The organism is Blattabacterium cuenoti, from assembly GCF_014251775.1.
Classification (GTDB): Bacteria; Bacteroidota; Bacteroidia; order Flavobacteriales; family Blattabacteriaceae; genus Blattabacterium; species Blattabacterium cuenoti_H.
Genome location: NZ_CP059199.1, coordinates 260,292 through 286,191 on the forward strand (window position 1 = coordinate 260,292; position 25,900 = coordinate 286,191).

A 25,900-nucleotide genomic window follows, 5' to 3' on the forward strand; every position below is an offset into this window, starting at 1 on the left:
ATAATTTAGTAAAAAAGAAAAAAAATAATTTATATTTACAGAAGACCCGTTGTGTAATGGTAGCACAGTAGATTTTGGTTCTGTTAGTTAGGGTTCGAATCCCTGCGGGTCTGTTACCATTATTTCCCTGAAAATTAATTTAGTAAATAAAATAAATATTTGGAATGAAAATAAAAAAAGATAAAGTTTTACTTATAGCTTTTTTAAGCTTTTTACCTTGTATAATTTTTCATTTATATAAATCTTTTTTTGGTTTTAATAATTTAATTTTATGTTTATTAAGATGTTTTGTTATATCTATTTTTATTTTATATGCTGTTTTAAAAAAAGATTTAACTACATGGATATTATTATCTATTATAATCGGAATAGAAATAGGATTAGACCAACCAAAAATTGCTGTACAATTAAGATTTTTATCCCAAATTTTCTTAAGACTAATTAAAACTATCATTGCTCCAATATTATTTTCCACTTTAGTAGTAGGAATCGCAGGTCATTCTGATATTAAACAATTGGGAAGTATGGGGTGGAAATCATTATTATATTTTGAAATAGTAACTACTTTAGCATTATTTATTGGACTTATTGCTATTAATTTATCTAAAGCTGGAGTTGGAATTGTTATGCCTTATGGTATAACAGCACAACAATTACCAAAAGTGGAAAGTAGAACCTGGCAAGAAATAATTTTGCATATTTTTCCGGAAAATTTTATAAAATCTATATATCATGGTGATGTATTACCCATTGTAGTTTTTTCAGTAATATTTGGAATATCTATGATTTCTTTAGAAGAAAGAAAAAGAAATATGATTATTTCTTTTGCAGAAAGTTTATCAGAAATTATGTTTAAATTTACTAAAATAATTATGTATTTTGCACCTATAGGAGTAGGTTCTGCTATTGCTTATACAATAGGACATATGGGGTTGGATATATTATATAATTTATTACAGTTATTACTAACTCTTTATTTTGCTTTGGTAATATTTATATTAGTAGTTTTATTTCCTATACTTTTATGGATAAAAGTCCCTTTAAAAGCTTTTATTAAAGCATTAACTGAACCAGTTTCATTAGCTTTCGCTACTACTAGTTCAGAATCAGCTTTACCATTACTGATGGAAAATTTAGAAAAATTAGGAGTTCCAAAAAAAATAATTGCTTTTGTTATTCCTACTGGATACAGTTTTAACTTAGATGGGACTACCTTATATTTATCTTTAGCTACTGTATTTGTAGCACAGGCGGCCGGAATACATTTAAGTTTTAGCCAACAAATATTTATAGGTTTAACTTTAATCTTGACTAGTAAAGGAGTAGCTGGAGTTCCTAGAGCTTCTTTAGTAATACTGTTAGCAACAGTGGCATCTTTTGGATTGCCTAATTGGCCAATATTAGCAATTATTGGAATTGATGAATTGATGGATATGGCTAGAACTACTGTAAATGTAATAGGAAATGGATTAGCTAGTTGCGTAATAGCCCGTTCTGAAGGAGAATTAGATGATAAAAAAATGTTAGATTATGCTAAAAACGACTTATAATAATTTTGAATAAAAAAGATTTTATTTATAGTAATTATAATAAAACAGTCCCCTTTATAAAAAATGGAGTAATAAAAAAAATTAGCTATTCTAACATAGCTTTGATTAAGTATTGGGGAAAATCTAAAAATAATATACAAATCCCATCTAATTCTTCTATTAGCTATCGATTAAATAATGTTTATACAGTAACTAAAATAATTTATAAAATGAATGATAGAAAGAACAGTAAATTTTACTTTAAATTTTTATTTTCTGGAAAAGAGCATACTTTTTTTTATCTAAGGATGAAAAAATTTTTTCATAGAATTTTTGTTTATTGTTCTTATTTACGAAATTTCAATTTTATTATAGAAACTAATAATACCTTTCCCCATAGTAGTGGAATAGCTTCATCTGCATCTTCTATAAGTTCTATAGCTTTATGTATTATGGATATAGAAAAAAAATTAATTAATTCTTTAACAAAATCTTTTATTTTAAAAAAAGCATCTTTTTTAGCAAGATTAGGTTCTGGTAGCGCTTGCAGATCTATTTATACCGGATTATCTGTCTGGGGGGCTCATAAACTAATAAAAGGAAGTAATAATTTTTATTCTATTCCATATCCATATACGGTTCATCCTATTTTTAGGAAAATAGAAGATACTATTTTAATAATAGACGATAAACCAAAAAAAATATTAAGTTCGAAAGGTCATCAATTAATGAATAATCATCCTTATGCTAAAGAGAGATTTAAACACGCTAATAATAATATGGTTCAATTGATCTCCATATTAAAATCAGGAAATATTAAAAAATTTGGAATTCTTATAGAACAAGAAGCTTTAAACCTTCATGCGATGATAATGACTTCTAATCCTTATTATTTATGTTTCCAACCTAATACTATAGAGGTCATCCAAAATATTTGGAAATATAGAATAAAAAGTAAAAAAAATATCTATTTTACATTAGATGCTGGAGCAAATATTCATATATTATATCCTATTCAAGAAAAAAAAACTATTTTTAAATGGATAAAAAATAATCTTTATCATTTTTATAAAAATATTATAGAAAGTTTTTGTATATGGAATTGATTTTTTTTAAATTTAAATAATAAATGGTGGGTGTAGCTCAGTTGGTTAGAGCATCAGATTGTGGTTCTGAAAGTCGCCGGTTCGAATCCGGTCATCCACCCAAATTAATTAATTATGTAATAATATCTTTAACCTTTCAAAGGCCTCTATAATATTTTTTTCTGAAGAAGCATAAGAAATCCGTAAATATCCATCTTTACCAAAAGCACTACCGCTGACAGTAGCTACATGAGCTTTTTCAAGTAAAAATTCAGAAAATTGATCTGAATTTTTAATAGAAATTCCATTTATTTGTTTTCCAAAAAAATTAGAAATTTTAGGAAAAATATAAAAAGCTCCATCCGGTTTATTGAATTGAAATCCTTTAATTTCATTAATTTTATCTAAAATCAAATCTCTTCTTTTTTTAAAAGACTTTACCAGATATTGAATTTTCTTAGGAGAAGATTTTAATGCTGTAATAGCTGCTCTTTGTGCAATAGAATTAGCACAAGAAGTCATTTGTCCTTGTATTTTGTCACATGATTGAGCTATCCATTCTGGTGCTCCAATATATCCAATTCTCCATCCAGTCATTGAAAATGCTTTAGATAAACCATTTAATGTAACAACTTGTTTATAAATATCCGGAAAAATTGCTATACTAGTTGGATGAACTTTAGAATAATAAATATGTTCATATATTTCATCTGATAAAATAATTATTTTTGGATATTTTTTTAATACATCTATTAATTTTTTTAATTCTTCATAAGAATAAATACTTCCTGTAGGATTACAGGGATTATTAAAAATAAATAATTTTGTTTTATCTGAAATGTATTTTTCTAATTTATCTGGATTAATTTTAAAATTATTATTCATATTAGTTGGAATAATAACTGGATTAGATTCACAAAATTTTACCATTTGCAAATAACTTCCCCAATAAGGAGATGGGATAATAACTTCATCATTTTTATTTAATAAAGATAATAGTACGTTAATGATTGATTGTTTTGCTCCAGTAGATACTACAATTTGCGATGGTTTATATTTTAATTGGTTATCACGATAAAATTTATCACAGATTGTTTCTTTTAAATCCGTATATCCTGATACAGGAGTGTAATGATGAAATCCATTATCTATTGCTTTTTTAGCAGAATTTAAAATAAATTCAGGTGGAGAAAAATCTGGTTCTCCTAAACTAAGATTGATAATGTTATATCCTCTATTTTTTAATAATCTAGCTTTAGATGACATAGCAATAGTTTGTGAAAAAGATATATTTTTTGAACGATAGGATAATATATTTTTCATAAATTGGATTTTTTAAATGAATACAAATCTAAATAAATTATAAATTTGGTTATAAGTTTATTTTTCTATTTAAGTTTAATTATATGGAATTGATAAAAAAATATTTTCCAAATCTTATGACTAATCAATTAAATCAACTATTTTATTTAAAGGATTTATATAAGTATTGGAATTTTTTTATTAATGTAATTTCTCGTAAAACATCTTATAATTATGATTTTTATCAAAATCACGTACTTTTTTGTTTAAGTATAGCAAAAATATTTTCTTTTAAATCTGGATCAAAAATAATGGATTTAGGAACCGGAGGTGGATTTCCAGGTATTCCACTATCTATATTATTTCCTAATTCTCAATTCATATTAGTAGATTCTATTAGAAAAAAAATTAAAGTGGTAAAAAAAATTGTATCATATCTTAACATTAAAAATGTATATCCTATTTGTATACGTGCAGAAAAAATAGACCAAAAATTCGATTTTATAGTTACTAGAGGTGTAGCTAAAATAAATATTATCCAAAATTGGATAAAAAATAAATTTAAAAAAAAATATACTATTCAAAATAAAACTGGGACCTTATATTTAAAAGGTGGTGATCTTTCTGAAGAGAAAAATACATTTCCTTATGCAATGGAATATTCTTTAAAAGAATATTTTGAAGAACCATTTTTCTTTGATAAAAAAATAGTTTGGATTCCAAATATATAATAAAAAATAATGAATCCTAAAAAAATTTTTCTTAAAAAAATTAAGGAGAAAGGTGGATGGGTAAATGCTCATACTCACTTAGATAGAGCTTATACTTTAACTGATAATAATTTCAAATATTCTTATTATCCACTAAAAAAAAAATGGTATTTAGTTGATGAAATGAAACGTTTAGCTACAGAAGATGATATTTATTATAGAATGGAAAAAGCTTTGGAATATTTTTTAATACAGGGGACTCAAGCTATATGTACTTTTATTGATGTTGATGAAATTATTGAAGATCGCGCATTAAAAGCAGCAAAAAAATTGAGAAAAAATTACGAAAATTATATAAAAATATGTTTTGCTAATCAAGTTTTAAAAGGTGTATTAGACAATAAATCAAGATATTGGTTTGATAAATCAATCGATTTTGTAGATATTATCGGGGGATTACCTGCAAAAGATTTAGGAAAAGAAAATGAGCATATTGATATATTATTAAAAACAGCTAAAGAAAATGGAAAAATTGTACATGTTCATGTAGATCAACTAAATTCTATCAAGGAAAAAGAAACTGAACAATTAGCTAATAAAACTATTGAATATGGAATGCAAGGAAAAGTAGTAGCTATTCATAGTATATCTTTAGCAGCTCATGAGAAGAATTATCGTTATAATATTTATCAATTAATGAAAAAAGCTAATCTAATGGTTATATCATGTCCAATTGCATGGATAGATCATATAAGAAATGAGAATTTAACTCCTAGTCATAATTCTATTACTCCTATAGATGAAATGTTGCCTGAAGGAATTATAGTTGCTTTTGGCACTGATAATATTTGTGATATATATAAACCATTCTCAGATGGAAATTTATGGATAGAGTTAAGAGTCTTGTTAGAAGCTTGTCATTATTATAACATAGATAATCTAGTAAAAATTGCTACGGTAAATGGACTAAAAGTATTAGGATTATAAAAATAGAAAGAATTATAATTTTTTTTTATCTGGACGCATTTGAGGAAAAAAAATAACTTCTTGTATTGATTTTTTTTTAGTAAGTAACATAACTAATCGATCGATCCCAAATCCAATTCCTGCAGTAGGTGGCATTCCAAATTCTAAAGCACGTATAAAATCCTTATCTATAAATATAGAATCATCATCTAGATCTTTTTTTTGAATTTCCATTTGTTTTTTTAAACGATCTAATTGATCAATAGGATCATTTAATTCCGAATAAGCATTAGCTATCTCTTGTCCATTTATAATAAGTTCGAAACGTTCTGATAAATTTTTTTCGTTACGATGCCTTTTAGTAAGAGGACTCATTTCTATAGGAAAATCAGTTATAAAAGTTGGATTATTATAGTTATATTTACATTTTTCGTCAAAAATATTCTCAATAATTTTAGATCTACTAGATTTTTTATCTACTTTTATTTGCAATTTATTACAAACTTCTATTAAATCATCTGTATTCATTTTTTTTATATAAAATCCAGTATGTTCTTTAATTGAATCTAATATAGAAATTTTTGAAAAAGGATGTTTAAAACTATTATCAGTAGAATTTTGGTCATAAAATTCTAAAAAAATAAATTTTATCAATTTTTCTGTAAAATCCATCATCCAATAATAATCTTTATAAGCAACATATAACTCTAAAACAGTAAACTCTGGATTATGTAATCTATCCATTCCTTCATTTCTAAAATTTTTTGAAAATTCATATACTCCATGGTATCCTCCAATTATAAGTCTTTTTAAATATAATTCATTAGCTATTCGTAAATACAAAGGTATTCCAAGTGTATTATGATAAGTTATAAAAGGTCTAGCTATAGCACCACCTGGTATAGGTTGTAATACAGGCGTATCTACTTCTAAATACCCTTTGTTATCCAAAAAATTTCTAATTTCTTTTATAATATAAGTACGTTTTAAAAACGTATCTTTTACGTCATCATTAACTATTAAATCTACATAACGCATACGATAACGTTTTTCTACATTGGAAAAAGAATCATATATTTTTTGATTTTTATCTTTTTTTACTTGTGGTAAAGGTCTTATAGATTTTGATAATAAAGTTAATTTTTGAACGTATACAGTGATTTCCTTTTTGTTTGTTTTGAATAAAACACCAACTATTCCTATAATATCTCCTATATCCAGTAACTTTTTAAAAAAAATATCATAAACATATTTTTTTTCAATATTATCTGCATATAGATTTTTTTTATTCATATATATTTGTATATAGCCTGTATAATCTTTTATTTCCCCAAATGAAGCCTTTCCTAGAATTCTTAATCGCATTAATCTTCCAGCTATACTAACTTTTTTATTTTTTAAAAAATTTTTATGTATATCTTTAATTGTGGTATTTACTATATATTCTTCTGAAGGATATGGATTAATTCCTAATTTTCTTAATTGATTTAATTTTTTCCTTCGTATAATTTGTTGTTCTGATAAAGGCATAAATTTTATTATAATTTTACCTCATAATTTATTAACTAAGATACGTTTGTTTTGAATTTTTATTTATAGAAAATTTTTTAAATATGAAAAAAAAAGTTATATATTTTGAATATATAAAAGAAAAAGATTATAGATATACTTGGCAATATCAAAAAAAAATATTTAATAAAATAATTGAAAAAAAAATCACAAATGATATTAATTTTATAAAAACTACAAACAATGTAGGATTTTTATTATTTGTAGAATACAATAAACATATTTATACTATTGGAAAAAATGGAAAAGAGAAAAAAAATTTATTAGTAACATCAAATTTTTTAAAAGAAAAGAATGCTACCCTTTATAAGGTAGATAGAGGAGGTGATATTACTTATCACGGTCCTGGACAACTAGTTATTTATCCTATTATAGATTTAAATTATTTTTTTATGGATATCCATAAGTATGTTCGCTATTTAGAAGAAGTCATTATTGAATCATTAAATATTGGATATAATATAAAAGGAATCCGAGAAAATGGAAAAACTGGTATTTGGATTAATAAAAAAGGAGAACCAAGAAAAATATGTTCAATAGGTATTAAAGTTAGTCGTTGGGTAACAATGCATGGATTAGCATTTAATATAAATACAGATTTACAATATTTTGAATATATTATTCCTTGCGGAATTCATAATAGAAAAATGACTTCATTAAAAAATGAATTACAATTAAAAAATACCAATGAATCATTGCTTTTTTATGAAGCATCACAAATTATAAAAAAATCTTTCAAAAATATTTTTCAAATTGAATTAATGGAATGATTCCACTAAAATTACTCCATTTTTATCTATTTCCAATAAAATAACATTCTGCATAGAATTTTCATATTTTAAATATGGATCAAAAATTTTAGTTCTGATATAATTTTCTGTATAACCATATAAAAATGGTTTATTTTTTGATTGTTTTTCAAATAAAACCGTTTTTTTTGTTTTAATTTGTTCTTTACAAAAAGAATAATATTTTTTATTAGAAAGTATTTTCAAAATTTTATTTCTTTTTCTTTTAATATTATTAGGAATTTGTTCTAAAAAATTTATGGATTTAGTATTAGGTCGAGAAGAATAGGTAAAAATATGCATATATGATATATCTAATTTTTTCAAAAAAAAATATGTATCTAAGAAATGATTATAGGTTTCTCCAGGAAATCCCACAATAACATCCGATCCTATATAAGCATTTGGAATTAGGTTTCGTATTTTATTTATTTTATTTTCATATAATTCTCTTTGATAACGTCTTTGCATTTTTCCTAAAAGAAAATTATTTCCAGATTGTAATGGAATATGAAAATGAGGAACAAAATATTTACTTTTAGATAAAAATTCTATTAATTCGTCTTTCAAAAGATTCGGTTCTATTGAAGATAAACGAATTCTAATATTTTCAATATTTATATTTTCTATAATATATTGTTCTATATATTGAATTAATTCAAAAAAATTATAAATTTTTCCCTTATTATTTGTACCTCTATAATCACCAATATTAACCCCAGTCAACACAATTTCTTTTATACCATTTTTCAATAAAAAATTAATATTTTTGGATATATTTTCTATTCTATCAGAAATAGATTTTCCTCTTGAAAACGGAATAATGCAATAGCTGCATTTATAATTACATCCATCTTGGATTTTTAGAAATGAACGAGTTCTTTTTCCAAAAGAAAAAGAAGAATAAAATAATTTTTTATCTTTTTTATTTTTAACTTCAACATTTATATCACTAATAATATCAACAATATTGAATTTATCATCATTATTTAATACTCTATCGACTCCATATATAGATGATACTTTTTTAGGATTATATTGAGCATAGCAACCCATTGCTATTACAATAGATTGAGGGTTTCTTCTTTTTACGGAACGAACAATATATTTAAATTCATTTTCAGCATTTTCTGTTACACAACAACTATTGATAATATAAACATCTGCATAATCCTTAAAAGATACATTTTTATAATTTTTTTTAGAAAAACTTCTTTCTATAGTTGAAGTTTCTGCGTAGTTCAATTTACATCCCATTGTATGGAATGCTATATTTATTTTTTTTTTTTATTCATTTTTCATTTTAGGAAAAATAATCTATTATACCATCATGATTAGCTTTTATAGATTTTTTTCCAATTTTCCAATTAGCTGGACAAACTTCACCACTCTTTTCGAAGTATTGAATAGCATCTATCATACGTAATGATTCGTTGATATTCCTACCTAAAGGTAGATCATTAATTAAAATATGTCGTATAATTCCTTTTTTATCTATTAAAAATAATCCTCTATAAGCAATTAATTCACCTTCAGCTTTTATTATATTATTACTAGAATCACAAATTATATTTCCAGATAATACTCCATAATTATATGATATAGTTTTATTTATATCTGAAACAATAGGATAAGTAATTCCAAGTATTCCACCTTTATCTTTAGACATTTGCAACCAGGTCCAATGAGAATATTCCGTATCTGTTGATACAGCAATAATTTCTGTATTTCTTTTCTTAAAATCATTTATTTTTTCCTGGAAAGCATGCATCTCAGTAGGACATACGAAAGTGAAATCTTTTGGATAAAAAAAAAGTATTATATATTTCTTGCCTAAGAACTGTTTTATAGTAAAATTTTTTACAATATCTTTTCCATTTAAAACAGCACTAGCAACAAAATCAGGTGCTTTTTTCGAAATTAATGTTTTCATCAATCAATTATTTTATTTTTACTAATTTAAAAAAAAATTATAATATAAAATATAAAAATTATCCATATCCATTTAATTTTTTATCAATATTATTTTTTATTTTAGTTAAATATATAATCTTTCTCAAAGATAGATTATTATTATTGAAATTTTCAATTTCTTTTTGAATTAATACCATAATATATATTAATTTATATCTAAGTAAAATTTCATTTAAATATTGATAAAATGTGATTTCATCAGAATTATATATTATACCTTTTTCATTAATGTTATTAAAATCATCATAATTATGATAATGATTTAATACGATTTTTTTTAAACTGATATTATAATTTTCTTCCGATTTATATTTATAACTTATTTTTTCAAAAATTTCTTGATTTTTTTTTGATAAAAAACGAATTTTCCAAAATTTAAAAGTATTTAATATTATTGAAGTAACATTATTATTAAATTTTTTTATTACATTTTTTCCATATTTCACAATCATTCGCATTAATTCATTCTCAATATTAGTATATATTATATTTTTTTTTACTTGTTTAACAACACATTTAACATAATTAATGGATTTAACCGGGTTAACGGATATTTTTTCTAGTTCATTAATTAAAATTTCTTTACTAATGTTAAATCTTTTAGATATCTCTTGTAAATATAATTCTTTTTGAAGAACATTATTGATCTTGGATATACTACTTAAAACATTAAAAATTAATAAATATTTTTTAAATACATCATTGTTATGATATTTTTCATATACTTTCTGTTTAAATGAAATAAAATTATGACTATTTTTCTTTATAAAATCTTTTAATTTCTTAGAAGAATAATATTTTTTGGATATAGAATCAGGATCTTCACCTTTGGAAAGAAATACTATTCTTAAATTGATTTCTTGTTCCAAGAAAAAATTAATTATTCTTAAAGAAGATTTAATTCCCGAAAAATCTCCATCATAAAAAAGAATAATATTTTTTGTGAATTTTTTTATCAACAATATTTGATTAACATTTATAGATATACCAGAAGTAGAAACTACATTTTTTATTCCAGATTGATGCAAAGAAATAACATCTGTATATCCTTCTACTAAAAAACAACTGTTTTCTCTCAAAATAGAACTTTTAGCCTGAAATAATCCATATAACATTTTACTCTTTTTAAAAATATCGCTTTCTGGTGAGTTTATATATTTAGTAATTCTAATGCTAGAGTTAGTAGAATTATTCAATTCTAAATATCTTCCGCCAAAACCAATAATTTTTCCTGATAAAGAATGAATTGGAAACATTATTCTATTTCTAAAACGATCAAAAATTTTGCAATTTTTAGAAAAAACCAATCCCGATTTAATCAGATAATTAGACTTTAATCCATTTTTTAAAGAATTTTTTGTAAATCTCATCCATGAATTTGAAGCATATCCTAACTCAAATTTCTTTATTATTTCTAAATTAAATCCTCTATCATTCATCAAGTAATTTAATCCATATTTTAATCCTTCTTTATTAAATAATTCACTGATAAAAAAATATTTAGCATATTTTTGTATACGATATAGTTTTTCTTTTATAGAATTTTCTTTCTTTTGAAAGAATTTTTTTTCTTTAATTAAAACATTATATTTTTTGGCTAAATAATGCAATGATTCTACATAAGAAAATCGTTCATATTCCATAAGGAATGTAATAATATTCCCACCTTTTCCTGAACTAAAATCCTTCCATATTTTTTTTATAGGAGAGACGATGAATGAAGGATTTTTCTCTTCTGAAAAAGGGCTAAGTCCTCTATAATTTGATCCACTTTTTTTTAATTCTACAAAATCTCCAATAACATCTTCTATACGAGAAATAGATAAAATTTTATTTTTTAATTTTTGAGAAATTATCATAATTAATCAATTAATTATTATCAATATTTTTTTAGTTTACGTATAATTTTTTTTGGATCTAAATCAGAGAAAATAGTTGATCCAGAAACGATAATATCTGCTCCATTTTTGAATAAAAAGTAGGCATTTTCTAAATTAATTCCACCATCTACCTCTATCAGAGCATAAGAATTATTTTTTAAAATCAAATTTTTAGTGTCTTCTATTTTTTTATATGTATTATCTATAAATTTTTGCCCACTAAAACCTGGATTTACACTCATTAATAAAACAAAATCAATATCTTTAATAATATCTTGTAATAGAATAACAGGAGTATGTGGATTTACTGCAACGCCTACTTTAAGACCATATTGTTTTATGGAAAATATAGTTTTATTTAAATGAATACATGCTTCATAATGAACATGTAAATGATCAGCTCCAGAATTTTTACATTGTTTTATATAAAGTTCCGGTTTTGAAATCATTAAATGTACATCTATAGGTTTAGACGCATATTTTTTTACATATTGGATAAATGAATATCCAAAAGATATATTTGAAACAAAAGATGAATCCATAATATCTATATGAAACCAATCGGCTTCACTTTCATTTAACATTTCTATATCACGATATAAAAAAGCTAAATTAGCTGATAACAAAGATGGAGCTATAATTTTTTTCATATAATTAATATTTAATAGAAATTAAAAGATATTATGTTATTTATTATTTATTTTATATTGATTTCATTAATAATTCACTAATTCCAGTTTTTGAAAATCCCCCATCATGATATAAATTTTGCATAGTAACTTTTTTTGTTAAATCTGAAAATAATGTAATTATATAATTGGCACAATCCTCTGCTGAGGAATTCCCTAATGGTGACATTTTTTCGGAAAAAGTAAAAAATTTATCAAATTCCTTAATTGCTCTAGAAGATCTAGTAATAATTGGAGATTGAGAAACTGTATTTACTCTTACTTTTTTTTTATTTCCCCAATAATATCCAAAATTTCTAGCAATACTTTCTAAATAAGCTTTATAATCGGCCATATCTCCATAAAATGGATAACTTCTATGAGAAGCGATATAGGTTAAAGCTACAATAGATCCCCATTCATTCATGACATTTTTGTTCCAAGCAATTTTCATAATTTTATGAAAAGAAACAGCAGATATATCCCAACCTTTTTTTAAAAAATCATAATTTAAAAATGGATAATCTATTTTTTTTCTAATATTTAATGACATTGCTATGGAATGCAATAAAAAGTCTATTTTTCCTCCAAGAAAATCTAAAGTTTTTTCAAATAACATATCTAAATCATAAATAGATGTAGCATCAGCTGGAATAACTATTGATTTGGTTTTATTAGATAAATCATGAATTTTTCCCATTCTTAATGAAATCGGAGTATTTGTTAATACAAAAGTTGCATTTTCTTCATAAGCGCGTTCTGCTACTTTCCAAGCAATGGAATTTTCATCTAAAGCACCAAATATAATTCCTTTTTTTCCTTTTAGAAGATTATAAGACATAAAATTTTTTTATTCAAAAATATCATTTATTATTGGTAAATAATCTAATTTTTCCCATGTAAATAATTCTACTTCTTTTTTTATAGAATTGCCTTTGAAATCTAAAAAATATTTAGATTTTTTTTTGGGAATTCTCCCCATATGTCCATAAACAGAAGTTTCTTCATATATAGGGTTACGTAATTTTAATCTTTTTTCTATTGCACATGGTCTTAAATCAAAAAATTTATTTATATTGGATGCAATAATTTCATTACTGATTTTTGATTTACCGTAATTATTAACTGAAATACTGATGGGTTCTTCTATTCCTGCAATATAAGATATTTGTATTAATATTTCATCTGAAATACCTGAAGCAACAATATTTTTGGCTATATGTCTTGCTTCATATGCACCAGATCTATCCATTTTAGATGGATCTTTTCCTGAAAAGGCACCACCTCCATGAGAACCTTTTCCTCCATATGTATCCACAATAATTTTTCTTCCAGTTACTCCAGTATCTCCGTTAGGACCTCCAATAATAAATTTTCCTGTAGGATTGATGTAATATTTAGTACGATCTGTAAATAATTTTTTAGTTTTATCCGATAAAAAGTTATTCTTAAAGCTAGGAATTAATATGTTTTTAACATCTTTAACTATTTTTCGGTGCATGTTATCTTTGGTATCAAATTCATCATGTTGAGTAGAAATAACCACAGAATTCACATGTTTTGGGATATCTTTTTTAGAATATTCTATAGTTACTTGAGATTTAGAATCTGGACGTAAATAAGTCATTTTATTTCCTTCATTTCTAATATTGGATAATTCTTTTAATAGATTATGTGAAAATTCTAAAGATAAAGGAATATAATTATCAGATTCTTTAACTGCATATCCAAATACAATACATTGATCTCCTGCTCCAATAGTTATTTTATTACCATTACCATTCTCAATTCCTTTAATTAAATCTGTAGATTGTTCTTGAATGGATGTTAGAATTCCGCATGATTCTGCATGGAATTTATATTCGTTTTTAGTATATCCTATTTTTCGAAGAATATTACGAGATATTCTTTGAATATTCAACCCAGTTTTAGAATTTACTTCTCCAGCTACTATAATTTGACCGGTAGTTACTAAAGTTTCTATAGCAACTTTCGAAGTAGGATCAAATGCTAAAAAATGATCTAATATAGAATCCGATATTTGATCGGATATTTTATCAGGATGACCTTCTGAAACGGATTCACTAGTGAATAAATAAGACATTTTTTATATAACTACTCATTAATTTTATTTTGAATTTTAATAGATTCCTTATGTAATAAATTAAAAATTCTTTCTAGAAAATCTTCGGATAATCCTAAATTTTTTCCTAAATTAATAGATTGTTCCATTACCGATTTCCATCTATTTGGTTGTAAGATATCAACATCTGATGTATTTTTTAAAATACCTAATTTTTTAGAAATATTCATTCTTTCTGATAAAATTGATATTAGATTTTCATCTAATTCATCTATCAATATTCGTAAGGAATATAAATTTTTTTTATATTTTAATTCTGATTGTTTTTGTTTTATAAAAATTTCTTCTAATAATTTTAACAAAACTTTAGGAGTGATCTGTTGTTTAGAATCACTCCATGCTTGATTAGGATCACAATGACTTTCTATCATTAATCCATCACACGAAAAATAATTCAAAGATTTTTTTGCAACATCAAATATCCTATCTTTATTTCCACAAATATGAGAAGGATCACATAAAATTGGAATTCTAGGAATATAATTCTTAATATCCAATATTAATTTCCAGTTAGGTTGATTACGATATTTAATACTTTTATAAGTAAAAAAACCACGATGGATTAAACCTAATTTTCTAATTCCTTTTTTATATAAACGTTCTATTGCTCCTAGCCATAATTCTATATCGGGATGAATTGGATTTTTTACTAAAACAATTATTTGATCATCTCCTTCTAAAGCATCCGCTATTTCTTGAACGATAAAAGGGCTAGTAGTACTTCTTGCTCCTATCCATAAAATATCTATTCCATGAGATTTACATAAATTTACATGTTCTGCATTTGCCACTTCTGTGGCTACCATTAATCTTGTGTATTTCTGAACTTTATTTAACCATTTTAATCCATTTTTACCAATTCCTTCAAAATTTCCTGGTTTAGTTCTAGGTTTCCAAATTCCTGCTCTGAATACCTGAACATAAGATTTATCCAATTCATATGCAGTGTCTAAAATTTGCTTTTCACTTTCTGCACTACAAGGACCGGATATTATAAATGGTTTATCAAATTTATCAATCCAAGATCTGTCTATTTTATCATTTAAAATACCCATTACATTATATTTAGTTTATACATAATATTTATTATAATAAATTTTTTATTTTATTTGATTCTTTTAATAATTTTTTTATGCTTAAAATATCGTTTTTATTCAATGATTTTTTTAAAAATTTTAGTTGTTTCATATATAAGTCAATAGTATTAATTAAATTAATACGATTAGATGAAAAAATAGATATCCATGTTTCAGGATTACTTTTTGCTAAACGTACAATAGAATAAAAACTACTTCCAATCATTTTTTTTAAAATTTTTTCTTTTGAAAAAAAATTTTCTAAAATAGTTTTAGCTAAACAAAAAGATATAACATGAGGTAAATGAGATATATATGATATATACATATCATGATCTTCAGCATTTATATAACTAATATTCATTTTCATAATAATAGAAAATATTTTTTTAGTAATGAATAATGCATCAGAATCGCTTAGTTGATAATCACAAATAATACAGTTTTTATGATAAAAAAGTTCTTCTTTTGCTGAAGTCGGTCCTGAATTTTCTATACCAGCAATTGGATGGGTTGCTACAAATCTACTTCTATTGGGATGAGAATAAACACTATTACAAATATCATATTTAGTAGAACCTGTATCTATCAAAACTTGATTCTTATTAATATTATTAAGGATAATTGGTAATATTTTTATTATATTATTTACCGGTATAGATAATATAATAACTGAAGATTTTTTAATTAAATCTTGAAATGTAATAATCTCATCTACAATTCCTAATTGTAGTGCTTCTAATGAATTGTTATGATTAGAATCTGTTCCTACAACTTTAAAATTCAATTTTCTTAAAATCAATCCAATTGATCCTCCAATTAATCCTAATCCTATAATTCCAATAATTTTCATAAAGAAATTCTATTTTTAGCTTCTATTAAAATATTTATCGGACAACAAATAGAAATCCTAACATAGCCTTTACCATTGTTCCCAAATACTCTTCCTGGAGTAATAAATATATTGTATTTTTTTAAAATTTTTTCGGACCACATAATATCATTGTCATTATTATTTAATTTAGCCCAAACAAAAATTCCTGAATTATTTTTTTTTGAATATCTTATATTTAATAAATCACATATTTCCCATATAATTTTTCTACGTTTAGTATATTCTTTATGAAGAATAATAAACCAATCTTTTGTTTTATTATTCTTCATAGCTTCTATTGCACCCATTTGAATTGGATAATACATACCTGAATCCATTTGGCTTTTTACTTTTAATATATTTCGAATAAAATTTTTATTTCCAATTACCATCCCCACTCTCCATCCAGGCATATTATAATTTTTACTTAAAGAATTTAATTCTAAAGCTATTTTTCTAGAATTTTTTGCATTAAATATACTTAAAAAATTATAGTATTTTTCTGTAATGCAACTATAAGGATTATCATAAACTAGTAAAATATTATTTTTTATTGCTAAAGAAATAATTTCTTCCAATTTTTTTAAATCAATATTTGCTCCTGTAGGCATATGAGGATAATTAATCCACATAATCTTTACTTTAGTAAGATTCATGGAATCTAATACTTTTAAATTAGGCAACCAATTATTTTTCTCATATAAATTATAATATATAATATTTGCACCTAATAATTTTGATATCGAAGAATAGGTAGGGTATCCTGGGTTAGGGATAAGTACTTCATCACCTTTATTTAAATAACACATACTAATATGCATAATCCCCTCTTTAGATCCTATTAAAGGTAAAATTTCTTCATTAGGATCTATAATAACGTCATATATATTTTTATACCAATTAGAAATAGAATTCCGAAGTTCGTCGATTCCAATAGAAATTTGATAAGAATTAGCACAATTTAATTCCGATGCTTTTTTCATCTTATTGATTACTCCACTTGGAGGAGGAAGATCAGGATTTCCAATTCCTAAATTAATAATTTTGATTCCTTGTTTTTCCAGATCACGAATCTCCTTCATTTTTATGGAAAAAAAATATTCTGATATTTTTTTGATTCTATCGGATTCTTCTATAATCATTATTTTATAATATTTACTCCATTTTTATATTCTCCCATAATTGATAAATTGTGAAGACAAGGAATATTTTTTATTCTTTTTTTCATGGTTTCATATTTATTAACATTACTAAATATAATATCTATATAAAATGAATATTCCCATGGTCTTTTCAAGATAGGAATGGATTGAATTTTAGTCATATTAATTCCGATACTTGATATAAAGCTTAATATTTCAGATAAACTACCAATAGTATGTAAAATTTTTAATCTTAGCGAAGCTTTATTAAACGAATAATTATTCTTAATTGGTAATTTATTAATTACAAAAAATCTTGTAAAATTACTATCTATAGTTTGAATATTTTCATGTAAAATTTCTAAACCATATTCTATAGCAGCATTTTCTGATGCAATAGCTGCAATTCCTCTTTTTCTATTTTTAGAAATATATCTTGCAGCAGAAGCTGTATCTATATATTCAGATATTTTTCTTATAGATGGATATGAGTCTATAAATAATTCACATTGTAAAAGTGCCATGGGATGAGAAATAATTTCATATATTTCTTCTATTTTTTGTCCTGGATATGCCATTAAATTATGTTTAATCTGCATATATATCTCTCCTATAATTTTTAAGTTGTATTTGGAAAGAAGACTATAATTGGGGAGTATTGTCCCAGCAATAGTATTTTCTATAGCCATAACCCCAAAATCTACATCAGATTTATAAACAGAAAATGCTAGTTCTCTAAAAGAAGAACATTCCATCAAACTATAATCATGACCTTTAAAGTATAAGGAAACAGCAGAATGATGAAAACATCCTTTTATACCTTGTATTGCTATTATTTTCATGAAAATAAAATAATCATTCTATCTATTATTATAGATATCATCCATATGAAAAAATCTAATGTTTACTTAATGAATATTTTTTACAACAAATATAAAAAATTTCATTTAATATTCCATAAATATAGACAAGATAGAATAGAAAAAATATTATCAATTAATGATTTGTTATTTTTCAATAGAAAATTAAATTTTTTTAAAAATTTAATTATAGTTTAGATAAATAACAATTTTTAATTCATTACTAATACTTCAAAATCTAATAAAAATTCCTTTTTTCTATGTAACCGAATAGAAGCTTGATATTTTCCTATAGATTTAATCGTTTTTTTTCCATGAATTCTAATAAATTTTTTTTCAATAAAAATTCCTTTTTTACTTAAAAAATTCATAATATATTGATTATTAATAGATCCAAATAATTTTCCATCTTTACTAACTTTAACGGGGATTTTTATAACTAAATCTTTTAACTTTTTTTCTATTTTATGTGCTTTTTTAATTAAAGAATCTTCTTTTCTAGAACGTTGTTTTAAAATTTCCTTATTATTTTTCAACAATCCTAAAGAAGATTCTACCGCTAACCCTCTAGGGATTAAATAATTTCTTGCATAACCCGGTTTTACATCTATTTCATCATGTAAGAACCCTAAATTTTCTAAATCTTTTTTTAAAATAATTTTCATTAATTTATTTTTTTATCTTAAATCATCTGTAATAAATGGCAATAATCCAATTTGTCTACATCTTTTAATCGCGGAATTCAATTTATTTTGATTTTTCTTTAAAGTTCCCGTGATACGACGAGGTAGTATTTTACCTTGTGCATTAAGAAATTTTACTAAAAATGTAGGATCTTTATAATCTATATATTTAATATTTCTTTTTTTAAAAAAACAATATTTCTTCTCTATTTTTGTCTCTATTTTAATAGGAGATAAATATCTTAAATCACTTTCTGATGTTGATGTAGATTTATTATTATTTTTATACTTTTTTTCATTTTTTATTTTTTCTTCCATAATCAATATATTATTTATTTTCAATTTTTTCAAACAGTTTTTTCCTTCTAATTTCTGCATATTGAATTCCATATTTATTCAATTTAACTGTTAAAAAACGTAATATTCTTTCATCTTGTTTTAATTTTAATTCTAAAGAATTAATTAAATCAGAATTTAATAAAAATTCAAACAAATGATAACATCCACTTTGTTTTTTATGAATAGGATAAGCTAATTTTTTCAATCCCCAATGTTCTTGATGAATTATTTTACCTTTTTTCTGAATTAAATAATCTTTATATTCTTTTACGGTTTCTCTTGCTTGATCATCTGATAAAATAGGAGTAATTATCATAATATTTTCATAATGTCTTAGCATAAAAGTTTTTATTTATTTTAAAAATAAAATTATAAAAATTTAATTTTTTCTAATAATTTTTCGATACGAATTATGCTTTCTTTTTTTCCTAAAATTTCTATTATTAAAAATAAATCCACACCTTTTAAACTTCCAACTAACGATAACCTAACTAATTGCATTGTTATTTTATTATATTTTTTTAATTGAGAAATGAAAAATTTTAATTGATTAATTAATTCTAACTTAGAACTAGAATTATTAAGTATATTTTTTACTTTTTCTAATCTAGATATTGTATCTTTCGTAGCATATTTCTTAGAAAAGAATATTTTTTTCAAAAAATCTTCATCATAAGAATTCGGAGGAATGAAAAAATAAAAAGAATGTTTCCAAATTTCATTAACAAAATGAATTCGATCCATTGTCAAATTAATTACTTTCCATAAGTAATCTTCTTTAAAATTAAAAAGAAAACGTTTTTTTAATTCTTTTGATAGAAAAATAAAAATTTTTTTTTTGTTATATTTTATATATTGTTTATTAAACCAAATAGCTTTATTTTTATCGAAAAAAATTCCTGATTTTGTTATTTTTTTTATGGAAAAAAAATCAATTAATTCTTGTAAAGAAAAAATTTCTCTATCATTTCCTGGATTCCATCCTAATAATGCTAACATATTGATAAAAGATTCTGGAAAATATCCTAATTCTCTATATCCTGGAATATAAATTTTAGTATTTGGAACTTTCCATTGTATAGGTAAAACAGGAAAATCTAAAGAATTTTTTTCATATCTTTTACTAATTTTTCCTTTTCCATTATTTTTTAGTATTAAAGGTAAATGAGCAAATAAAGGAGGTTTCCATTCAAAAGATTTATATATAAGAATATGAAAAAACATAGAAGGTATCCATTCTTCTCCTCTTAAAACATGAGTGATTTTCATAACGTGATCATCAATAGTATTAGCTAAATGATATGTAGGAATTCCATCTGATTTCAATAATATTTTATCATCCAAATAATCTGTATTAATTTCTATATTCCCTCTAATAAGATCATATACTTTTAAACGAATTCCGGGTTTAACTTTGAATCGAATTACATAAGGATGCCGATTTTTTAATTTGTCATATAAACTTTCTTTATTCATAGTTAATGAATTACTTAAGTTCATTCTAACTTTATGATCGTAAGAAAAATGTAATCCTATTTTTTTATATTCTTTTCTTTTTTTTTCAAGTTCATAGTCGGTATCAAAAGCATAATATGCATCTCCTTTTTTTAATAATTCATTTAAATAAAATTGATAAATATGTCCTCTTTTAGATTGATAATAAGGGGTATAAGGCCCACCATATCCAACTCCTTCATCAGGTTCTATTCCACACCATTTTAAAGTTTCTAATATATAAGATTCAGAAATAGATAAAAATCTTTTTTTATCTGTATCTTCTATTCTAAGAATAAATGTTCCTTTGTTTTTTTTAGCAAAAAGATAATTATATAATGCTGTTCTTACTCCACCCAAATGAAGTGGTCCAGTAGGACTAGGAGCAAAACGAACCCGTACAATACTTGGCATATAAAAAAATATTATTTTCCAATACAAAATTTAGAAAAAATATTATTCAATATATCTTCATTAGTTACTTCACCAGTAATTTCACTTAAAAAAGATAACGATTCTTTAATATGTATAGAAATTAAATCTTCCGAACCGTTTTTGCTAAAAATATTTAAAGCAAATGAAATTTCTCTTAAAGAATTTTTTAAAGCTTCATAATGTCTTATTTGTGTAACAACTACTTGATTTTCTTTCAATTTTTTAATAAAAATCTCACTTAATACATGAATCAAATCCTTAATTCCAATATTATTTTTCGCAGAAATTTCAAAAAAATAGGAAAATTTATATTTCATATTATAAAAATCTTTAAAATAAACAATATCTGATTTATTAGCTATTACGAATATAATTTTTTTAGGATATTTCTTGTATAATCTAAAAATATAATTCACCAATTTTTTCTGTTCTATTTTTCCAATAGATGAATTAAATAAATAAAAAATTATCGAAGATTCTTCTATTTTTTCTACTGTTTTTTTTAATCCTAAAATTTCAACGGAATCATTAGATTTCCGTATACCTGCTGTATCAAAAAAACGAAAAAGTATTCCATTCGAAACAATAGTTCCTTCTATAAAATCTCTAGTTGTTCCTATTGTAGAGGAAACTATTGATCTATCTTCTTGAATAACTTTATTAAAAAAAGTTGATTTTCCTACATTAGGATTTCCAATTATTACTACATTAATTCCTTTTTTTATAGCATTTCCTAATAAAAAAGATTCAATTAAAACTTGTAATTTATCTTTTATTTTCTGTAGAGAAAAATTCATTTTTTTGTAATTATGCTTTGTAGCAAGTAAATGTTCTTCCGAAAATTCTAATTCTAATTCTAATAAAGATAGAAAATTTAACAAATTATTTTTTAATTTTTTAATTTCTTTATTTAAAGACCCTTTAACTTGTTGTAAAGATATATCATGAGATATTTTACTTTCTGAAGTAATCAAATCTGCAATAGCTTCAGCTTGTGTTAAATCTAACTTTTTATTCATAAAAGCACGTAATGTAAATTCTCCAGGTTTTGCTATACGCATTCCTTTATCCATCAATAATCGTAATATTCTTTCTTGTATATAATATGATCCATGACAATAAATTTCAATCATGTTTTCTCCAGTATAAGAATAAGGAGATCTAAAAATAGATACCATTACTTGATCAATAACATTTTTATTAATTTTATTAATATCATTTATATAACCTAAATGAATTGTATGTGTTGATTGTTTTCCTAATTTTTTTCCAATTTTTACAGAATGAAAAATATCTTCAACAATAGCTATTGATCTTTTTCCAGAAATACGAATAATAGAAATTGCACTAGTACCTATAGAAGGAGTTGCTATAGCAACAATGGTGGCATCATCGAACATGTTTTTTTTTATAAAAAAAAATTATAGCTAAATTTAAAAATACAAATTTTATTTATGAAATCTATTTGCCAATTTTATCATTTTTTTAAAAAAAAATTAAAAAAATTATATAAAAGCAACAGAGAATTGGAGAATATATTTTTTCTACTAGCTACTGATGTATTAAAATGTGATAAGACTACTTTAATAATAAAAATGATTCAAAATAAAAATATAGATTTTTTTTTTATAAAAAATTATTGAAAAAATTATGGGAATTAAAAAATAATAAACCCATTCAATATGTGATTGGAAAAACTTATTTTTTTGGAATAAAATTTTTCATTCAAGAAAATGTATTTATTCCTAGACCAGAAACCGAAGAGTTGGTATATTGGATTATTAAAAATCATATTAATATTCATAAAAAATTACAGGTATTTGATTTATGTACAGGTAGTGGATGTATTGGTATAACTTTAAAACAAAAAATACCTCAAATCAGAAAAATTTATGCTATAGATTTTTCTAAAACAGCTATTAAAAATGCCTATAAAAATGCAATATTAAATCATGTAGAACTTACCTTTATAAAATTGGATATTCTAAATAACATAAATTTAATACCTAAATCAATTATAGAAAAAAATTTCATTAATATCATAGTTAGCAATCCACCTTATGTCAAAAAATCTCACAAAAAATTCTTACATCCTATTATTCAATATGAACCACATCATGCTTTATTTGTACCAGATGAAGATCCAATAATATTTTATAAAAAAATTTCATTATGGATTATAAATAATTTTATTGGAATGGTTTACGTTTATTTTGAAATAAACCAATTATATTATTTAGAAATAATTTTTTTCTTAAAAAGATTAGGTTTTATAAATATAAAAATAAAGAAAGATTTTCAAGGTTTATTTAGAATGATTTCTGCAGAATATAAAGGAAAGTAATTAGAATAGAAATGAAAAAAATAGATAAAAAAATCATCCAAAAAATTTCAATTTTAAGGAAAGAAATATTGGATTACAACTATAAATATTATAATCTAAATTTTTCTGAAGTCCCTGATTTTATTTTCGATAAAAAATTGAGAGAATTAATAAATTTAGAAAAACAATATCCTGAATTATATGATTCAAATTCTCCTACTATAAAAATAGGTACTGAAGTTATTGAAAATTCAAAAAATTATAAATATAAAATGTATTCTCTTAAAAATGCATATTCTATAGATGATTTGATAGACTGGAATAAAAAAATTAAAAAATCATTAAAAAATTTTTCTTTCATTTGTGAATTAAAATATGATGGAGTATCCATAAACTTAATTTATAAAAAAGGAATTTTAGCATATGCCGTGACTAGAGGTAATGGAGAAACTGGAGAAAATGTTACAAATAATATTAGACATATAAAATCTATTCCTTTAAAATTAAAAGGAGAAGGAGAAAAAATTACTAATTATTTAGAAATAAGAGGCGAAATTTTTATTCCCAAAAAAAAATTTATAGATATAAATAAAATCCGTTTAAAATATGGAAAAAAATTATATTCAAATCCAAGAAATACAGTTAGTGGATTAATTAAAACTAAAGATATCAATAAAATACGTAAAATTAAATTATCATTTGTAGCATTTCAAATCATTGGTAAAAATTTTATCACACAATATCAAGCTTTGGAGGAGATGAAAAATTTTGGTTTTATAATTCCTAATACAGCTAGGATTTTTAAAAGGTTAGAAGAAGTATTTTTTTTTGTAAAAAAATGGGAAAAATATAGATATAATTTACCTTATCAAATAGATGGAATAGTTATTAAAATTAATGAATGTAAAAAACAATTAATAGCAGGATATACTAATAAATATCCCAAATGGGCCATCGCTTATAAATTCAAGCAAACCCCATTAGAAACTAAGTTATTAAATATAAAATATCAAGTGGGGCGTACAGGAGTAATTACTCCTGTAGCACAGGTTAATCCTGTTAATATATCTGGAACTACAATAAAAAAGGTAAATTTTTATAATAATTTTTTTATTCAAAAAAAAGGAATTTGCCATGGAGATATAATTTTTTTAGAAAAAGGAGGGGATATTATCCCAATAATTAAAGAAATAAACAAATCAAAAAGATTAAATGATACATCTCCAATTAAATTTTTAAAAAAATGTCCATCATGCAATAGTTTATTAATCAATAAAAAAAAATTATTTTATTGTATCAATAATAATTGTTATTCTAAAATAATCATGAAATTTGCTCATTTTGTGAGTGTAAATGGTATGAACATAAAAAAAATTGGGATTAATACTATACAAAAACTTTATGAAAAAGGTTTTTTGAAAAAAATACCTGATTTATTTAGATTAAAAAAAAGTGATTTAACAAAAATAATTGGAATAAACGAAAAATTAGCTTTCAGTATAATAGATAATATAAAAAAATCTAAAATAAATCCTTATCATAGAGTATTATATTCTTTAGGAATCCGTAATATTGGTGAAAATTTTTCTAAAAAACTTACTGAATATTTTAATGATATTGACTCTTTGATGAATGCAGATTACAAAAATTTAATTTCTATATCTGGAATAGGAGAAAAAATAGCAAAAAATATTATTCTTTATTTTTCTATTTTAGAAAATAGAAAAATCATTAAAGAACTAATGCAACATGGATTAAATTTTTCTAAACAATCAAAAAAAATAAACCATTATTCTTTTCTAATGGGAAAATCCATTGTTTTTACAGGAAAATTACCTTACATGACTCGTCGTAGAGCAAAAAATATAGTAGAATCATTAGGAGGAAAAGTCTATAATAATCTGAATAAAGATATTGATTTTTTAATAGTTGGAAAAAATTTTGGATCAAAATTAAAAAAAAGTTTTGAAAAAATTCAAATACAAAGATTAACAGAAAAAGAATTTAAAAAAATTCTTAAAAAAGAAGGGAGTATTTGAAAAAAATCATTATGTTGTAAT

At 23.3% G+C, this 25,900-nt stretch carries 25 protein-coding genes and 2 tRNA genes; 10 read left to right on the forward strand and 17 right to left on the reverse strand.

All coding sequences use genetic code 11. The features are described 5' to 3' along the window. The first annotated feature begins 42 nt into the window (after positions 1–42). From H0H58_RS01265 to H0H58_RS01280, 4 genes are all read left to right on the forward strand, one after another. A tRNA-Gln gene (locus H0H58_RS01265) sits at positions 43–113 on the forward strand. 51 nt (positions 114–164) lie between these two features. Continuing rightward, positions 165–1,550, forward strand: coding sequence for a dicarboxylate/amino acid:cation symporter (locus tag H0H58_RS01270; RefSeq protein ID WP_185865236.1), 1,386 nt, complete (start codon positions 165–167; stop codon positions 1,548–1,550). A gap of 5 nt (positions 1,551–1,555) precedes the next feature. Further along, complete coding sequence (locus H0H58_RS01275) at positions 1,556–2,635, forward strand: diphosphomevalonate/mevalonate 3,5-bisphosphate decarboxylase family protein (protein WP_238785163.1); 1,080 nt, start codon at positions 1,556–1,558, stop codon at positions 2,633–2,635. 26 nt (positions 2,636–2,661) lie between these two features. Beyond that, a tRNA-His gene (locus tag H0H58_RS01280) sits at positions 2,662–2,735 on the forward strand. Between the two features lie 8 nt (positions 2,736–2,743). Here H0H58_RS01280 and H0H58_RS01285 read toward each other — a convergent pair. Next, positions 2,744–3,937, reverse strand: coding sequence for a pyridoxal phosphate-dependent aminotransferase (locus tag H0H58_RS01285; protein WP_185865237.1), 1,194 nt, complete (start codon positions 3,935–3,937; stop codon positions 2,744–2,746). An 83-nt stretch (positions 3,938–4,020) separates the two neighbouring features. On the opposite strand from H0H58_RS01285, the gene rsmG reads away from it, so the two are divergent. Together rsmG and H0H58_RS01295 are read left to right on the forward strand one after the other, a co-directional pair. After that, positions 4,021–4,647, forward strand: coding sequence for a 16S rRNA (guanine(527)-N(7))-methyltransferase RsmG (gene rsmG, locus H0H58_RS01290; protein ID WP_185865238.1), 627 nt, complete (start codon positions 4,021–4,023; stop codon positions 4,645–4,647). Between the two features lie 9 nt (positions 4,648–4,656). Beyond that, positions 4,657–5,613: an amidohydrolase family protein gene (locus H0H58_RS01295; protein ID WP_185865239.1), complete on the forward strand. Its 957-nt coding sequence runs from the start codon at positions 4,657–4,659 to the stop codon at positions 5,611–5,613. 12 nt (positions 5,614–5,625) lie between these two features. Here the strand turns inward: H0H58_RS01295 and lysS are convergent, their stop codons facing one another. Continuing rightward, positions 5,626–7,122 (reverse strand): lysine--tRNA ligase, encoded by a 1,497-nt coding sequence (gene lysS, locus H0H58_RS01300; RefSeq protein WP_185865240.1) that lies wholly within the window; start codon positions 7,120–7,122, stop codon positions 5,626–5,628. Between the two features lie 83 nt (positions 7,123–7,205). Between lysS and lipB the strand changes: the two genes are divergently transcribed. After that, complete coding sequence (lipB, locus tag H0H58_RS01305) at positions 7,206–7,931, forward strand: lipoyl(octanoyl) transferase LipB (protein ID WP_185865241.1); 726 nt, start codon at positions 7,206–7,208, stop codon at positions 7,929–7,931. On the opposite strand, the gene mtaB is transcribed toward lipB, so the two are convergent. From mtaB to H0H58_RS01355, 10 genes are read right to left on the reverse strand one after another with little or no spacing between them, the layout of a single operon-like run. After that, a complete protein-coding gene (gene mtaB / locus H0H58_RS01310) occupies positions 7,920–9,227 on the reverse strand; it encodes a tRNA (N(6)-L-threonylcarbamoyladenosine(37)-C(2))-methylthiotransferase MtaB (RefSeq protein ID WP_262887160.1) in 1,308 nt (435 codons plus the stop codon). The genes lipB and mtaB overlap by 12 nt on opposite strands. A 25-nt stretch (positions 9,228–9,252) precedes the next feature. Next, complete coding sequence (locus H0H58_RS01315; RefSeq protein WP_185865243.1) at positions 9,253–9,882, reverse strand: peroxiredoxin; 630 nt, start codon at positions 9,880–9,882, stop codon at positions 9,253–9,255. Between the two features lie 58 nt (positions 9,883–9,940). Continuing rightward, positions 9,941–11,782 carry a DNA primase gene (gene dnaG, locus H0H58_RS01320; protein ID WP_185865244.1) on the reverse strand — a complete coding sequence of 614 codons (1,842 nt, stop codon included), beginning with the start codon at positions 11,780–11,782 and terminating at the stop codon, positions 9,941–9,943. Positions 11,783–11,802: 20 nt separating this feature from the next. Next, positions 11,803–12,453, reverse strand: a complete 651-nt coding sequence (gene rpe, locus H0H58_RS01325; protein WP_185865245.1) for a ribulose-phosphate 3-epimerase — start codon at positions 12,451–12,453, stop codon at positions 11,803–11,805. Between the two features lie 52 nt (positions 12,454–12,505). Continuing rightward, positions 12,506–13,312 carry an enoyl-ACP reductase FabI gene (locus H0H58_RS01330; protein ID WP_185865246.1) on the reverse strand — a complete coding sequence of 269 codons (807 nt, stop codon included), beginning with the start codon at positions 13,310–13,312 and terminating at the stop codon, positions 12,506–12,508. A 9-nt stretch (positions 13,313–13,321) separates the two neighbouring features. Then, positions 13,322–14,575 carry a methionine adenosyltransferase gene (gene metK / locus H0H58_RS01335; protein WP_185865247.1) on the reverse strand — a complete coding sequence of 418 codons (1,254 nt, stop codon included), beginning with the start codon at positions 14,573–14,575 and terminating at the stop codon, positions 13,322–13,324. An 11-nt stretch (positions 14,576–14,586) separates the two neighbouring features. Beyond that, a complete protein-coding gene (locus H0H58_RS01340) occupies positions 14,587–15,669 on the reverse strand; it encodes a bifunctional 3-deoxy-7-phosphoheptulonate synthase/chorismate mutase type II (protein WP_185865248.1) in 1,083 nt (360 codons plus the stop codon). 31 nt (positions 15,670–15,700) lie between these two features. Next, a complete protein-coding gene (locus tag H0H58_RS01345) occupies positions 15,701–16,543 on the reverse strand; it encodes a prephenate dehydrogenase/arogenate dehydrogenase family protein (protein WP_185865249.1) in 843 nt (280 codons plus the stop codon). Further along, positions 16,540–17,703: a pyridoxal phosphate-dependent aminotransferase gene (locus H0H58_RS01350; RefSeq protein WP_185865279.1), complete on the reverse strand. Its 1,164-nt coding sequence runs from the start codon at positions 17,701–17,703 to the stop codon at positions 16,540–16,542. The genes H0H58_RS01345 and H0H58_RS01350 overlap by 4 nt, the downstream gene beginning before the upstream one ends. Positions 17,704–17,705: 2 nt before the next feature. Next, positions 17,706–18,548: a prephenate dehydratase gene (locus H0H58_RS01355; RefSeq protein WP_185865250.1), complete on the reverse strand. Its 843-nt coding sequence runs from the start codon at positions 18,546–18,548 to the stop codon at positions 17,706–17,708. Between the two features lie 45 nt (positions 18,549–18,593). Between H0H58_RS01355 and H0H58_RS01360 the strand changes: the two genes are divergently transcribed. Next, positions 18,594–18,764, forward strand: a complete 171-nt coding sequence (locus H0H58_RS01360; RefSeq protein WP_185865251.1) for a hypothetical protein — start codon at positions 18,594–18,596, stop codon at positions 18,762–18,764. Between the two features lie 14 nt (positions 18,765–18,778). On the opposite strand, the gene rplI is transcribed toward H0H58_RS01360, so the two are convergent. The 5 genes from rplI to mnmE are packed head-to-tail and all read right to left on the reverse strand — an operon-like array spanning position 18,779 to position 22,917. After that, complete coding sequence (gene rplI, locus H0H58_RS01365) at positions 18,779–19,231, reverse strand: 50S ribosomal protein L9 (RefSeq protein WP_185865252.1); 453 nt, start codon at positions 19,229–19,231, stop codon at positions 18,779–18,781. A gap of 12 nt (positions 19,232–19,243) precedes the next feature. Then, positions 19,244–19,573, reverse strand: a complete 330-nt coding sequence (rpsR, locus tag H0H58_RS01370; protein WP_394798745.1) for a 30S ribosomal protein S18 — start codon at positions 19,571–19,573, stop codon at positions 19,244–19,246. A 4-nt stretch (positions 19,574–19,577) separates the two neighbouring features. Next, positions 19,578–19,928, reverse strand: a complete 351-nt coding sequence (rpsF, locus tag H0H58_RS01375; RefSeq protein ID WP_185865254.1) for a 30S ribosomal protein S6 — start codon at positions 19,926–19,928, stop codon at positions 19,578–19,580. 29 nt (positions 19,929–19,957) lie between these two features. Next, positions 19,958–21,496 (reverse strand): glutamate--tRNA ligase, encoded by a 1,539-nt coding sequence (gene gltX / locus H0H58_RS01380; protein WP_185865255.1) that lies wholly within the window; start codon positions 21,494–21,496, stop codon positions 19,958–19,960. 11 nt (positions 21,497–21,507) lie between these two features. After that, positions 21,508–22,917: a tRNA uridine-5-carboxymethylaminomethyl(34) synthesis GTPase MnmE gene (gene mnmE / locus H0H58_RS01385; RefSeq protein ID WP_185864792.1), complete on the reverse strand. Its 1,410-nt coding sequence runs from the start codon at positions 22,915–22,917 to the stop codon at positions 21,508–21,510. A 239-nt stretch (positions 22,918–23,156) separates the two neighbouring features. On the opposite strand from mnmE, the gene H0H58_RS01390 reads away from it, so the two are divergent. Next, positions 23,157–23,861 carry a N5-glutamine methyltransferase family protein gene (locus H0H58_RS01390; RefSeq protein ID WP_238785113.1) on the forward strand — a complete coding sequence of 235 codons (705 nt, stop codon included), beginning with the start codon at positions 23,157–23,159 and terminating at the stop codon, positions 23,859–23,861. An 11-nt stretch (positions 23,862–23,872) separates the two neighbouring features. After that, on the forward strand, positions 23,873–25,879 hold the full coding sequence (gene ligA / locus H0H58_RS01395; RefSeq protein WP_185864793.1) for an NAD-dependent DNA ligase LigA: 2,007 nt from the start codon (positions 23,873–23,875) through the stop codon (positions 25,877–25,879). Positions 25,880–25,900 lie beyond the last annotated feature (21 nt).